General features: G+C 57.9%; 15 protein-coding genes. 10 read left to right on the forward strand and 5 right to left on the reverse strand.

Going from position 1 to position 11969, the window contains the following annotated elements:
• Positions 1-13: 13 nt before the first annotated feature.
• Both ACIPR4_RS05815 and ACIPR4_RS05820 read left to right on the forward strand, forming a co-directional pair.
• On the forward strand, positions 14-781 hold the full coding sequence (locus tag ACIPR4_RS05815; RefSeq protein ID WP_013567727.1) for a BON domain-containing protein: 768 nt from the start codon (positions 14-16) through the stop codon (positions 779-781).
• Between the two features lie 255 nt (positions 782-1036).
• Entirely contained in the window at positions 1037-1903 is an 867-nt protein-coding gene (locus ACIPR4_RS05820) for a UbiA-like polyprenyltransferase (protein WP_013567728.1), read from the forward strand.
• Between the two features lie 8 nt (positions 1904-1911).
• On the opposite strand, the gene ACIPR4_RS05825 is transcribed toward ACIPR4_RS05820, so the two are convergent.
• The 3 genes from ACIPR4_RS05825 to ACIPR4_RS22435 form a co-directional block, all read right to left on the reverse strand.
• Positions 1912-2229, reverse strand: a complete 318-nt coding sequence (locus ACIPR4_RS05825) for a hypothetical protein (protein ID WP_013567729.1) — start codon at positions 2227-2229, stop codon at positions 1912-1914.
• A gap of 141 nt (positions 2230-2370) precedes the next feature.
• A complete protein-coding gene (locus ACIPR4_RS05830; protein WP_013567730.1) occupies positions 2371-2730 on the reverse strand; it encodes a CsbD family protein in 360 nt (119 codons plus the stop codon).
• 82 nt (positions 2731-2812) lie between these two features.
• Complete coding sequence (locus tag ACIPR4_RS22435) at positions 2813-2962, reverse strand: lmo0937 family membrane protein (protein ID WP_013567731.1); 150 nt, start codon at positions 2960-2962, stop codon at positions 2813-2815.
• 136 nt (positions 2963-3098) lie between these two features.
• Between ACIPR4_RS22435 and ACIPR4_RS05835 the strand changes: the two genes are divergently transcribed.
• From ACIPR4_RS05835 to ACIPR4_RS05860, 6 genes are all read left to right on the forward strand, one after another.
• A complete protein-coding gene (locus ACIPR4_RS05835; protein ID WP_013567732.1) occupies positions 3099-3920 on the forward strand; it encodes a prephenate dehydratase in 822 nt (273 codons plus the stop codon).
• A 180-nt stretch (positions 3921-4100) separates the two neighbouring features.
• Complete coding sequence (lon, locus tag ACIPR4_RS05840) at positions 4101-6557, forward strand: endopeptidase La (protein ID WP_013567733.1); 2457 nt, start codon at positions 4101-4103, stop codon at positions 6555-6557.
• 76 nt (positions 6558-6633) lie between these two features.
• A complete protein-coding gene (locus ACIPR4_RS05845) occupies positions 6634-6891 on the forward strand; it encodes a MoaD/ThiS family protein (RefSeq protein ID WP_013567734.1) in 258 nt (85 codons plus the stop codon).
• 24 nt (positions 6892-6915) lie between these two features.
• Positions 6916-7362 (forward strand): molybdenum cofactor biosynthesis protein MoaE, encoded by a 447-nt coding sequence (locus ACIPR4_RS05850; RefSeq protein WP_013567735.1) that lies wholly within the window; start codon positions 6916-6918, stop codon positions 7360-7362.
• Entirely contained in the window at positions 7359-8276 is a 918-nt protein-coding gene (locus ACIPR4_RS05855; RefSeq protein ID WP_013567736.1) for a VWA domain-containing protein, read from the forward strand. Before ACIPR4_RS05850 ends, ACIPR4_RS05855 begins: the two co-directional genes overlap by 4 nt.
• A gap of 100 nt (positions 8277-8376) precedes the next feature.
• A complete protein-coding gene (locus tag ACIPR4_RS05860) occupies positions 8377-9249 on the forward strand; it encodes an inositol monophosphatase family protein (protein WP_013567737.1) in 873 nt (290 codons plus the stop codon).
• A 3-nt stretch (positions 9250-9252) separates the two neighbouring features.
• Here the strand turns inward: ACIPR4_RS05860 and ACIPR4_RS23460 are convergent, their stop codons facing one another.
• Positions 9253-9759, reverse strand: a complete 507-nt coding sequence (locus ACIPR4_RS23460) for a DUF4760 domain-containing protein (RefSeq protein ID WP_013567738.1) — start codon at positions 9757-9759, stop codon at positions 9253-9255.
• Between the two features lie 153 nt (positions 9760-9912).
• Between ACIPR4_RS23460 and ACIPR4_RS05870 the strand changes: the two genes are divergently transcribed.
• Positions 9913-10173: a 4Fe-4S dicluster domain-containing protein gene (locus ACIPR4_RS05870; RefSeq protein WP_013567739.1), complete on the forward strand. Its 261-nt coding sequence runs from the start codon at positions 9913-9915 to the stop codon at positions 10171-10173.
• An 84-nt stretch (positions 10174-10257) separates the two neighbouring features.
• On the forward strand, positions 10258-10995 hold the full coding sequence (recO, locus tag ACIPR4_RS05875) for a DNA repair protein RecO (protein ID WP_013567740.1): 738 nt from the start codon (positions 10258-10260) through the stop codon (positions 10993-10995).
• Positions 10996-11026: 31 nt separating this feature from the next.
• Here the strand turns inward: recO and ACIPR4_RS05880 are convergent, their stop codons facing one another.
• Positions 11027-11962, reverse strand: a complete 936-nt coding sequence (locus tag ACIPR4_RS05880) for a diacylglycerol/lipid kinase family protein (RefSeq protein ID WP_013567741.1) — start codon at positions 11960-11962, stop codon at positions 11027-11029.
• Positions 11963-11969: the final 7 nt, after the last annotated feature.

Below are 11969 nucleotides of genomic sequence, written 5' to 3' on the forward strand. Positions count from 1 at the left end.
AGGAGAGCGAATTATGAAGAAAAGCATGAAGTTATTGAGTGGTGTTTTTGCCTTGTCCCTTGGATTGTTCGCAGCGCCTACGTTGCGTGCCCAGGATAAGATCGCTGACACGCAGATCCAGGAAGAGGTCGCGAAGGCCCTTTCGAACAAGCGGTTCAGCGCTGTGCAGAGCAACGTAAAGAACGGCATGGTGACATTGACCGGATCCGTCGACGTATACAGCGTGAAGGAAGATGCGGACCATCGCGTGCATCGGCAGAAGGGTGTGACGGCTGTCCGAAACATGATTGAAGTCAGCAGTTCGTCCAAGCTTTCGGATACCGAGCTCCGCGACAAACTGGCGGAGAAGCTGTCTTACGACCGCGTAGGCTATGGCACGACGGCCTTCAACTCGTTCACGATCGGCGTGCAGGACGGTGTTGTAACGCTGGGCGGTGTGGCATACGGACCGACGGACAAGGACTCGGCGATCTCAGTTGTGTCGAATTATCCCGGTGTGAAGGACGTTGTGGACAACATCGAAGTCGCGCCGACCTCACCGATGGACGATCGCATCCGTCTGGATGTAGCGCGTGCTGTCTATGGATTCCCGTCGCTCAACAAGTACGCAATCGACCCGGCGAAGCCGATCCGCATTACCGTCATCAGCGGCAATGTGACGCTGACAGGCGTAGTGAATAATCAGGCCGACAAAGATGCTGCCGGAATCCGCGCAAACAGCGTCGGTGGCGTGTTCAAGGTGACGAACTCGCTGCAGGTCGCGGGTCAGAAGCAGGACTGATTTTTCCTTTCGCAGACAACGGCCGGAGCAATGCTCCGGTCGTTTTGTTTTGGATGAACGGATGCCTAGCTTCACTACTTTTTCATCCCGCAACGAGATCTGCTTTTAAAACTTGGAAACTCAGTATCTTCCTTCCTTTTCCCGACATATCAGGTTTGTGCGCTCTGCGACCCACCCTTTCGCGGATGAAACTGGGAAAGAATGAGGCACGAACCTGTACGGGGTTCGCTTTACACTGGAAGTATGACGGGAACGATGACAGGGCTTTGGCGAAGCACGCGGGTCACACTGGAGATGATCAAGTGGGAGCATTCGATCTTCGCGTTGCCCTTCGCCTTGACGGGAGCCATGCTTGCCGCACATGGAGTGCCCGAGCTCCGCGTCCTCTTACTCATTGTGGTCTGCATGGTCTCTGCACGGTCGGCGGCGATGGCTTTCAACCGACTGGTGGATGCCGACCTTGACGCAGTGAATCCACGGACGGCGACACGCGCTATTCCAGCAGGTGTTTTGTCCAGACGTTTCACCGGTTTGTTCACGTTGCTCATGTGCGCGGTGTTTGTAGCGGCGGCGGGCGCGCTCAATAAGTTGACGCTGATTCTTTCGCCCATCGCTCTCGCCGTGGTATTGGGATACAGCTACATGAAGCGCATCTCGCGGTGGTCGCACCTGGTGCTGGGTCTTGCACTGGGGATCGCGCCTTCGGCGGCGTGGATTGCAGTACGCGGAACATTGGATGCGCGCATCATTGTGCTCACCGCGGCGGTACTGCTCTGGGTAGGTGGATTCGATGTGTTCTATGCGTGCCAGGACTTCGAGCATGATCGCAAGGCGGGGCTCAACAGCATTCCCCAGGCCTTCGGTCTGCAGGGAGCTTTCTGGATTGCGCGCGCCATGCACGTGGGCATGGTCGCTCTGCTTATATGGATGGTCCCGCTCTTTGGTCTGGGAACGATTGCAGAGGTCGGTGTCGGGATTGTGGCGGGCCTGCTACTTTACGAGCACTCGATCATTGCGCCGAATGATCTGCTTAGAATGAACGCTGCGTTCTTTTTGCTGAACGGGGTGATCTCGATGCTGTATTTCTTCTCAGTCGCTACCGATATCTTCTGGCGGCGCTAACAAACCACTTAGGCAACTTCGACGAGCGGTTCTTTCTCTACAGGCAAAGGCATTCTCTCGTGCACAGATGCAGGAGCGATACGTTCTGGAACGGATTCAACAGTCGCGTTGGATCGGCGCAGTGAAGCCCATGTGAGTGGTGCCTGTAGACGGAGGATATCTGCTGCAATCTCCTTGCGCTTTCGCTGAATGCGAAGCAGATTGTTTCCTGAAGCGGTGTTGGCCAATATTGCAAGCTCTGCTTCGGCTTTTGTAGCGAGGGTGAGGTAATGCTCGCGACGCAGGTAGATCCAAAGCGTGCCAACAACATGTACAAGGGTATCCATCATTCATCCTTATTGGTAAGTACCGGTCTTAGGATTGGATGCATGGGAGGTGGTCGGAATGGCTTCTTTGCAGCAGAAAAGGCACCCGCGAGGGCGGGTGCCTGTGGATAACTTCTCGTTCAGAGTACGCGAATACAGCTCCTAAGAGTGGCGGATCTCTTCGCGCTTTTCTGCCTGGTGCTCTTTAATTTCATCGAGTTTGGTGTTGACCGAGTCGCGGACGTGCTCCGCTCCCGAAACGACCTTGTCCCGCAGATTGGAGGCGTGAGCTTCTCCGGTAGCGCGAGTGTGATCCTCGTGAACCGCTGTGCTGGTCTTCGCAGTGTCACTCACGGAGCGTGCCGTATCTTTGACGTTGCCCCAGGTCTCTTTGGCGGCGCCTTTGACCTCGTCCTGAGCGCCGGCGTTTGCGAGATGCTGACTGCCGACGGCTTCGCCTACGGCCTGTTCTGCTTTTCCAAATGCGTTCTGTGCTTTGCCTTTGATCTGATCGATGTCCATGGTGCACTCCCGTGTTGAAGGGTTGAATGAGGAATGGCCGCTCATAGGGACGCGGCCATTCAGGTTCCAGATCAGCTGGCCGCTAAACTGCGCGTCGACCAGAGATGAGGTTGAAGATAAGGGAGATGATCGCAAGTACGATGAGGATGTGGATCCATCCACCCACGGTGTAACCGCTCACCAGACCCAGTAGCCACGCAACTAAAAGAATTACCGTAATCGTCCAAAGCATCGTCGTCTCCTAATGCCCTCTGCTGCCGGGCGATTTCATCGAATTTGAATCTGGGCCAAGCGGCCACACAACATGAGTTGCCGGGTAAACTTGCAGGGTTGCCAGAACGACAACGAATATCGTAAGGAGTGAAGCAATGCGTGTGGCGATTCAGGGAGAAGCGGGTTCAAACAGCCATGCTGCGGTGCTGGAAATGTTGGGAGAGCAGCAGGTAGTTGCCTGCGCGCTTTCCGCCGAGGTCTTCGATCGCTTGGCCAAGGGCGAAGCCGATGCTGCCGTTCTGCCGATCGAAAACAGCCTCCACGGATCGGTTGCAGAGCACTACGACCTTCTGCTCTCGCACGATGTTGTGATCGTGGCGGAACTTACCCTGAGAATCCGACACGCCTTGATTGCTGTGCCCGGCGTTCGCATGGACGAGGTGCGACGTGTTCTCTCGCACCCGGTGGCGTTGTCGCAGTGCCGCAGATTTTTCGCGGAACATCCCGAAATCGAAGCCGTGCCTTTTTACGACACGGCCGGAAGTGTGAAATATATCGTCGCGGAAAACCTGCAGGATGCCGCAGCCATTGCCCGCCCCAATGCTGCAGAGGTTTTCGGCGGAGAAGTCCTGGCACGGGACCTCGAGGACGATCCCCAGAACTTCACGCGGTTCTTCCTTCTGGTGCCGTCGGCTGCGGCTGAGCGTCTGCGGCCCGCAGGAGAGGTAAATAAGATGAGCGTTGCCTTCGCCATCGAGCACAGGCCGGGTTCGCTCGTCACTGCATTGCAGGGGTTGGCCGACCTGAAGGTGGACCTGACCCGGATTGAATCGAGGCCAGTTCCGGGGCAGCCTTGGGAGTATGTCTTTTATGTTGATCTACGGTTTGAAGGGGACGAGACCCCGGACCGGGTGGTCAAGTGGCTCAATGGACACTGTCGTATGGTGAAAGAACTTGGACGATACGCATCGGCCTGAGCATCCCATGCATCAGCTGAAGAGATAGGCCGTACTGCCGATGCAACTGAAGAGCCGGGAACGGACATCCGGTAAGAGACGTACCTCGTATCAGCACTGATGTGAAGGCTTTAGGGTAGGTTGCGACCGATTGAAATCTGCGGCGTCTAATATCCGAAGACCTGATAGAAGGACACTCAAATGCCAAACGATTTCTTAAGCGTTATCAAACCTACCGCCTCCGATCCAAGCAAAGCCAATGGACTAAAGCATGCCGCTTTACCGGTTCTTCCGGTGCGAGATACGGTTCTCTTCCCCCATGCTGTCTTGCCGCTTACGGTAGGGCGCGAGAGTTCGATCCAATTGATTCAATCACTTGGAGAGGCAAAAACTATCCTGGTAGTCGCGCAGCGCGACGCTCGCCAAGACCAGCCCGACTCCATCGACCTGCATACGGTAGGCACCCTGGCTACCGTGCACAAGGTGGTCAAGATGCCGAACCAGAGCCTCTTTGTCTTTACAGAGGGCACGGAGCGCGTGCATCTGGGCGAGTTCGACCAGCTGACGCCGTTCATGACGGCGGAGTATGAGACCATTCCGGAACTCGAGCCGTCGCTGACGCCCGAAGCTGAGGCTCTCCAGCGGAATGTGGTGTCGCAGTTCCAGGCGATTGTCTCAGCCTCGCCGACCTTGTCGGACGATCTGCAGACGATTGCCCTGAATATCGAAGAACCGAGCCGCTTGGCGGACTTCGTTGCTTCGTCGCTGCCGTTCTTGACGACAGTGGAAAAGCAGGAACTTCTGGAGACGGCGGATGTTTCGGCTCGCCTGGAACGGCTGAACAAGCACCTGGCCAAGGAGCTGGAGGTGCAGCAGTTGCGCACCAAAATCCAGACCGAGGTGCAGGACGCGGTGCAGCAGTCGCAGCGCGAATACTACCTGCGCGAGCAGATGAAGGCCATCAGCAAGGAACTCGGCGATGGGGACGATTCCAACAAGGACATCACGGAGCTGAAGGAGAAGATCGAAGCTGCTGGAATGCCTGAAGAAACGAAGAAGGAAGCCCTGAAGGAGTTGAGCAGATTGCAGCGGATGAATGCGGCTTCGCCGGATTACTCGCTGACGCGCAACTACATTGAATGGCTGGCGGTTCTGCCGTGGGCGAAGAGCTCAGGCGAAGAGCCGGACATCAAGAAGGCGGCGGAGTTCCTCGACGAAGACCACTACGGCTTGACGAAGGTGAAGGACCGCATCCTGGACTACCTTTCTGTGCGTCGGTTGAAGCCGGACATGAAGGGACCGATCCTCTGCTTTGTCGGACCTCCGGGCGTCGGTAAGACCTCGCTTGGAAAGTCCATCGCACGTGCGCTGGGACGGAAGTTCTCACGTATCTCGCTCGGCGGTATGCACGACGAGGCAGAGATCCGTGGACATCGGCGGACGTACATCGGAGCGATGCCGGGACAGATCATCCAGAACCTGAAGCGCGTGGAGACAAACGATCCCGTGTTCATGCTGGACGAGATCGACAAGCTTGGCCGCGACTTCCGTGGCGACCCGGCGAGCGCTCTGCTGGAGACTCTCGATCCGGCCCAGAATGGGACGTTCCGCGATCATTACCTCGATCAGCCATTCGATCTGAGCAAGGTGCTGTTCATCTGCACGGCGAACCAGTTGGATCCGATTCCGGCTCCGCTGCTCGACCGTATGGAGATCATCGAATTGACCGGTTACACGGAAGAGGAGAAGGTCTCGATTGCCGAGAAGTACCTCGTTCCTCGGCAGGTGAAGGAGAACGGGATCGAAGCAGTAGAAGGCGGAGAGGCGAAGATCGAGTTCTCGCGCGAGGCACTGGGCATCGTGGCTCGGCACTACACACGCGAGGCCGGTGTTCGTAAGCTCGAGCAGTTGATCGGAACTATCTGCCGCAAGCAGGCACGTCGCATCGCGGAGGGCAAGACCGAGAAGCTGGTCGTGACCGATGCTGTGATCCAGGAGTTTCTGGGCGGATACAAGGTCCGCGTGGATACGGAGATCGCGGAGCGGACAAAGCGTGCAGGCGTTGCGGTTGGCTTGGCGTGGACCCCGGTCGGCGGCGACATCCTCTTCATCGAAGCGAACAAGATGAAGGGCAAGGGCAACTTCCAGATCACGGGCCAGATTGGCGACGTGATGAAGGAGAGTATGCAGGCGGCGCTGACGTGGGTCCGTTCCAATGCGGGTTCGCTTGGACTAGATGAAGATGTGTTGAAAGACATCGATCTTCATCTGCATGTTCCGGCGGGCGCGATTCCGAAGGATGGACCTTCGGCGGGCGTGACCATGGCAACGGCGATTGTGTCCTTGCTGACGGACATGCCAGTGCATCCTCTGTTGGCGATGACGGGAGAGATTACACTCTCGGGCAATGTGCTCCCGGTAGGTGGCATCAAGGAGAAGTTCCTTGCGGCCAGACGGGCTGGTGTGAAGACGATCATTCTTCCCATCGACGTCAAGCCGAACGTGGAAGAGGACCTGACGGTGGACCAGAAGGCGGGCATTGCGATCCACTACGCTTCGCGGATCGAGGATGTGTTGCGGATCGCTCTGCCGCACAGCCTGCGGGAAGCGGTGAAGGATGAGATCGTTCGCGAAGAAGTTCTCGCGGCGACGGTCTAAGTAGAATGGCGGCAAATCGAAGCGGCCCGGCGAACCTGCCGGGCCGCTTTTCTTTTTGAAGGGATATCCTCGGACGATGCGTGTGCGCGTACTTTGTTTTGGAATGTTGCGGGATGTGCTGGGCGCGGAGTTTAAGCTGGATCTGCCTTCCGGATCCAGCGTCGCAAGGGTGATCGAGCGCTGCGAAGAGCGTGCACCTCAGCTTTCGACGATGTGGCCGCGTATCGCGGTGGCGGTGAACCAGGCTTATGTCTCGCGGGAGACTGGGCTCGTGGATGGGGACGAAGTGGCGCTGCTGCCTCCCGTAAGCGGCGGAGCGGTTTCCATCGTCTAATCTTTATCAGGGGTTGGCTGGGCAATGCAGGTGGAACTGACACGCACGGTAATTGATGCTTCTGCTGTTACGGCGGCGTTGAAGCTGGGCGAGGACGGCGCGGTGTGCGTCTTCGACGGCATCGTGCGCAACAACACGCGCGGGCGGCAGACGCTCTATCTGGACTATTCCGCATATGAAGAAATGGCGCTGGAGCAGATGCGTGCGCTTGCCGCAGAGGCGGTGGAGAAGTTCGGTGTGCGCGATGTCGCGATGGTCCATCGCCTGGGCAAGTTGGAGATCGGCGAGACGAGCATCCTGATTGGCGTATCGAGCGCGCACCGAGGCGTGACGTTCGAGGCTTGCCGGTGGCTGATCGATACCCTCAAGAAGACGGTGCCGATCTGGAAGAAGGAGTACTTTGTCGACGGCGCGGTGTGGGCCGATGGTGAAGCCTTTCCCGATGCAATCGTTCCGGCGGCATCCCTTTGAAGCTCGCTGCCGTACTCCTCGCTTTTCCGCTCGTACTGGCTGCTTCCGCGCAGCAGGCGGACGTACCTGTGTTGCGTGTCGAAACGCGGCTGGTGAATGTGCCGGTGAACGCAACGGATGCGATGGATGTCCCGATTCCCGATCTGAAACAAAGTGATTTTCAGATCCTGGAAGAGGGCAAACCGCAGAAGATCGCCATCTTTGAACGGCAGGCGACGACGCCGCTTTCGATGGTGATGGCGATCGATACCTCCGAGAGCGTAATTACGCAGTTCCAGACGGAGCGCGACGCGGCGAAGCGGTTTGTGAAGCAGATGTTGCGCGAACAGGATGAGATGGACCTGATCTCGTTCTCGGACACGGTGGATGAGATCGTTCCGTTCACCAATGACGCGGGCCGCATGAACGCTGGCATTGGAAATCTCCACAAAGGCGATGCGACTTCACTCTACGACGCGATCTATCTGGCTTCGCAGCGATTGACCGAGGCGAAGCGCGATGCGACGCGGCGCAAAATCCTTGTGATTGTGACCGACGGCGGCAACACGACGAAGGGCATGCGCTACCAGCAGGCAGTGGAGGCTGCGGAGCGCGCTGGGGCTGCGATCTACCCGATCATCATGGTGCCGATTGAAGCCGACGCTGGCCGCAACACCGGCGGCGAGCACGCCCTGATCCAGATGGCGCAGGACACGGGCGGAAAGTATTTTTACGTGCTGGACAAGCACGATCTGGACAAGGCCTTCGCGCACCTCTCGGACGATCTGCGGACGCAGTATCTGCTGGGGTATTACGCGCCACCCCGCCACAGGGATGACGGCTTTCGCACGATCAACGTGCATCTGACCGACGCGGCACGGGCTGCGACGGCCAAGCTACGGTACAAGTCGGGCTACTTCGCCGACGGACGCTGACTCTTAGCGAGTCGGCAGGTCAGCGAGTCGGCGAGTCAGTGGGGCCGCAAGTCGCAGGGCCGCAATTCAGCGGACTGGGTTTGGCGAGTATTCTCTCTGTATGAGCGAGCCGGTTAAGTTTGAATTTGCGGATGCTGCGGGTGAGATTGCCCGTGAGGCGGGGGCGCTGTTGCGCGAGTATTACAAGCGCGGCGTTGCGACAGAGTACAAGGGTGACGTGGATCTGGTGACGGAGGCTGACCGCGCCAGCGAGAAGCTGATTACGGAGCGGCTGCAGGCGGTATTTCCCGGCCACGGGATCTTCGGCGAAGAAGGAACACGGCAACAGCTGGGAGCGGAATATCGCTGGTACATCGATCCTTTGGACGGAACCACGAATTTTGCGCATGGCTTCCCCTATTTCTGCGTTTCGATGGGCCTGGAGCGACGTCCTGCGGGTCTTGCTGAAAACGAAGACGGCGCGATCGTGGCTGCGGTGATCTATGAGCCGCTGCGTGATGAGATATTTCAGGCGGAACTCGGTAAGGGTGCGCGGCGGAACGGCGAGCCAATGCATGTCTCCCGCACGGCGCAGATGCAGGAGTCGCTGATTGCAACAGGCTTTCCCAGTGTGAAGCGGCACGAAAGCCCGAACATCCACTTTTACCAGCAGATCACGCTGCGGACGCATGGTGTGCGCAGGGCGGGTGCGGCGGCGGTGGACTTGGCCTACGTGGCCTGCGGACGGCTGGAGGGCTTCTGGGAGTTCAACCTGAACCCCTGGGACACAGCGGCGGGCGCACTCCTGGTGACAGAGGCCGGTGGAAAGATCACGCGGTTCGATGGATCGAAGTTTCGGCTGGATTCGCGCGAGGTCCTGGCGACGAACGGTCTGATCACGGACGAACTACAGCATGTCTTTGAGGAGATGTTCGCTGGGCGTGGATTGGCACCGATTCCCACACCAGCGGAATTCCGGGAACGGCGTCAGTAAACCTCAACGAGTTGCTTCAGCCGCTTCTTCTCTAAGAAATTCTTGAATCTGCGTAGAGTCGAGGACGATTCTTGGAGAGGAAGTCGCATTTTTTTGCCGAATGCGCAGGCGTTCGACCATAGGAAGTAAGTCCTTCCAAAGGAGAGGATCTGTCTGTTGCCGGAGTTGAATGTCGCTTTTGCAGGCTTCGTAATACCCATTCACCCAGTAGAAAAAGGTGTGCCAAACCATTTCTTCGTCCAAAGCGCCGCGGCGCAGAAGGAGTGCCATCGTTTCGAAGAAGTCCAGGATCGGTTCTGCCTCGAACATATCGCCACTAGCCAGAGCTGTCGCTGCTTTGGAACGCTGTATCTGCTTGGCGGGGCCAAAGAAGTCATTCTCCAGGCGGAAAAGAAGGTCGATCGATTGGTTGAATCGCGCTCTTCTTATTTGATAGATGAAACCGCAGAGAGCGATGACGACACCAGCGGCAGAGACCACGACCGGAATCCAATTGGGAAGAGGCGTCATGCGGCCATGATAGAGGATTTAGAGGTTTTAGATGAAACTCCGTCCGCAATAGTCCGAATTTCACATAGGAATCGGCACGGATGACGCGGGTTTTCTGCTGATAGAATGAAGATCCCGAACGGATATTTTGATGAAGTTTGAGAGGATTTGGAAATGGCTTACGTAATCGCAGAACCCTGCATTGGCACCAAGGACACGGCTTGCGCGGACGCTTGCCCTGTGGACTGCATCCACCCCAAGAAGGGTGAGGATGGTAACGAGGAAGCAGTACAGCTCTTTATCGATCCCGTGGAGTGCATCGATTGCGGTGCCTGCGTTCCGGTTTGCCCGGTTTCGGCGATTTATGCTGCGGACGATCTGCCCGACAAATGGGCCGAGTTCCAGGAGAAGAACGCAGCCCACTTCGGTCGCTAATCTTCGAAAGTCTTTATGGAAAGCGCGCAACCTGCAGAGGTTGCGCGCTTTCTGTTTGCATTCACACTTTCAGAAAGGAGGGGTATGAGCGAGCGTCAGGATGAAGCCATTGTGCTGCGGACATGGCCCTTCCAGGAGGCGGACTTGCTGGTGTCGCTCTTCACGCGGCATCAGGGGCGTGTGAAGGGTGTGGCGCGGCATGCCATGCGGTCGCGGCGGCGCTTCGGCGGGGCTCTGGAGCCGATGACGTACGTGCGTGCGAACTGGGCGGAGAAGCCTCGGCAGGAGCTCGTGCGGCTGAACAGCTTTGAGATTTTGTGGTCGCCGCTTCGGGAGCCGGTAGACTATGCACGCTCTGCGGCGCTTTCAGTGGTGGCGGAAGTGTTGGAAAGTGCGTTGCCGGAGCAGGCACCGGAGGACGATGTCTTTCGGCTGGCCCTGACGACGATCGAGCGGATGCAGGTCGGTGAGGTGTGGCTTCCGGTGACGTATTTTCTGCTTTGGGTGACACGGCTTCTGGGATGGATGCCCGATCTTTCCTCATGCGCCGTGTGTGGAGAAAGTCTTCGTGGAAAAGGTTTCTTTTATTCGCCTGCAAGGGACGGAGCGACGTGTGTGGTCCATCGCGGAAGCGGGAGTGTTGAAGTCGGTGCGGAGAGTTCCGCGCTGGCTGTGCGAATTTTTCAGCAGCCGATTGCTGTGCTGGCTCAGGAGGCTTTTCCGAAAGCACGGGCGGTGGATCTGCGGAGGTTTGCGGTGACGGCGCTGGAGCGGCATCTCGAGGACCGATTGCTGTCGGCCAGGGTGCTGGCTCGGTTGTAGTGTCTTTGGACAAAAAGCTACGGATGACGGATTAGTTGTTGGGATAGTTTTTCGGGAGAAGAAGGGTGAGGGCGTCCGGAATGGTGGAGATGTGGAGCGGAAGGATGCCGAAGGGCTCGCCGTCGGCCTCCGCTTCGATCTCATAATCTCGCGGTGTGCAGAGAATTTCCGTCGCACGGACGGCGATCAGGTTGTCAGCGCTCTCGACGCCCGCGAGGGGTGCCTGTCCAAGAAGGCAGCGCAGGATAAAGAGAAAGAGTGCCAGACGATTGTGCTTTCTGGTGAGGATGGCGAGCAGATCATTGCGTGTGAGCGCGTTGCCGGGACGCCAGCGGTTGAGTATTCCTCCAAAGGAACGTGCGCGGAGGATGAGCAACTCCGAAGCAATGAGTGCGATCTCGGTTCCGTCCAACAGACCGATGCGCACGTCGAAGTCTTCGACACGATTTCTGCGGATCAGGTTGAGACCCTGGAAGAAATAGTGCATCCGCGAAGCGCTGGCCGTGGGCTTGGGGAGAGACATCAGTTCTGCGTGAAAGCCCGCGCCGGTGGCGGTAAGGAAGTAGGTGGGAGCAGCGTCCCCGGGGCGGGCCAGTGTGCCGACAGGAACGCGTCTCTTCTCAAACTGAGCCAGCTGTTGGATCGCTTGCAGGGGCTTCATGCTCAGGCCGAGATCGCGTGCGATGACGTTTCCTGTTCCGAAGGGAATAATGGCCAGGGCGATCTTTTGGTGGACGGCTCCCTGCATGGCTTCGAAGAGGGTGCCGTCGCCTCCGCAGACGATGACGAGTTGTGTGCCTGCCTGGGCGGCGGTGGCTACCTGAGGCCCCGCGCTTGCGGGGCCAGTCGTGGCGATCGATTCGACGTCCGGGAAGTGGAGTCGCAACGCCGCCAGCATGGTGGGGAGCTGCCGAAGGACGGCGCCGCCGCCGGCCTTCGGGTTGTAGAGAAGCAAGGTTGCAGACATCTAGAAG

The organism is Terriglobus saanensis SP1PR4 (assembly GCF_000179915.2).
Classification (GTDB): domain Bacteria; phylum Acidobacteriota; class Terriglobia; order Terriglobales; family Acidobacteriaceae; genus Terriglobus; species Terriglobus saanensis.

Bases quoted from the DNA above. Each gene is read 5' to 3' on its own strand.
- lon (WP_013567733.1), top strand. From the start codon at position 4,101: ATGCCAAACGATTTCTTAAGCGTTATCAAACCTACCGCCTCCGATCCA.
- ACIPR4_RS22435 (WP_013567731.1), bottom strand. From the start codon at position 2,962: ATGCTTTGGACGATTACGGTAATTCTTTTAGTTGCGTGGCTACTGGGT.
- ACIPR4_RS05835 (WP_013567732.1), top strand. From the start codon at position 3,099: ATGCGTGTGGCGATTCAGGGAGAAGCGGGTTCAAACAGCCATGCTGCG.
- ACIPR4_RS05825 (WP_013567729.1), bottom strand. From the start codon at position 2,229: ATGGATACCCTTGTACATGTTGTTGGCACGCTTTGGATCTACCTGCGT.
- ACIPR4_RS05815 (WP_013567727.1), top strand. From the start codon at position 14: ATGAAGAAAAGCATGAAGTTATTGAGTGGTGTTTTTGCCTTGTCCCTT.
- ACIPR4_RS05860 (WP_013567737.1), top strand. From the start codon at position 8,377: ATGAGCGAGCCGGTTAAGTTTGAATTTGCGGATGCTGCGGGTGAGATT.
- ACIPR4_RS05880 (WP_013567741.1), bottom strand. From the start codon at position 11,962: ATGTCTGCAACCTTGCTTCTCTACAACCCGAAGGCCGGCGGCGGCGCC.
- ACIPR4_RS23460 (WP_013567738.1), bottom strand. From the start codon at position 9,759: ATGACGCCTCTTCCCAATTGGATTCCGGTCGTGGTCTCTGCCGCTGGT.
- ACIPR4_RS05830 (WP_013567730.1), bottom strand. From the start codon at position 2,730: ATGGACATCGATCAGATCAAAGGCAAAGCACAGAACGCATTTGGAAAA.
- ACIPR4_RS05850 (WP_013567735.1), top strand. From the start codon at position 6,916: ATGCAGGTGGAACTGACACGCACGGTAATTGATGCTTCTGCTGTTACG.
- ACIPR4_RS05845 (WP_013567734.1), top strand. From the start codon at position 6,634: ATGCGTGTGCGCGTACTTTGTTTTGGAATGTTGCGGGATGTGCTGGGC.
- ACIPR4_RS05870 (WP_013567739.1), top strand. From the start codon at position 9,913: ATGGCTTACGTAATCGCAGAACCCTGCATTGGCACCAAGGACACGGCT.
- recO (WP_013567740.1), top strand. From the start codon at position 10,258: ATGAGCGAGCGTCAGGATGAAGCCATTGTGCTGCGGACATGGCCCTTC.
- ACIPR4_RS05820 (WP_013567728.1), top strand. From the start codon at position 1,037: ATGACAGGGCTTTGGCGAAGCACGCGGGTCACACTGGAGATGATCAAG.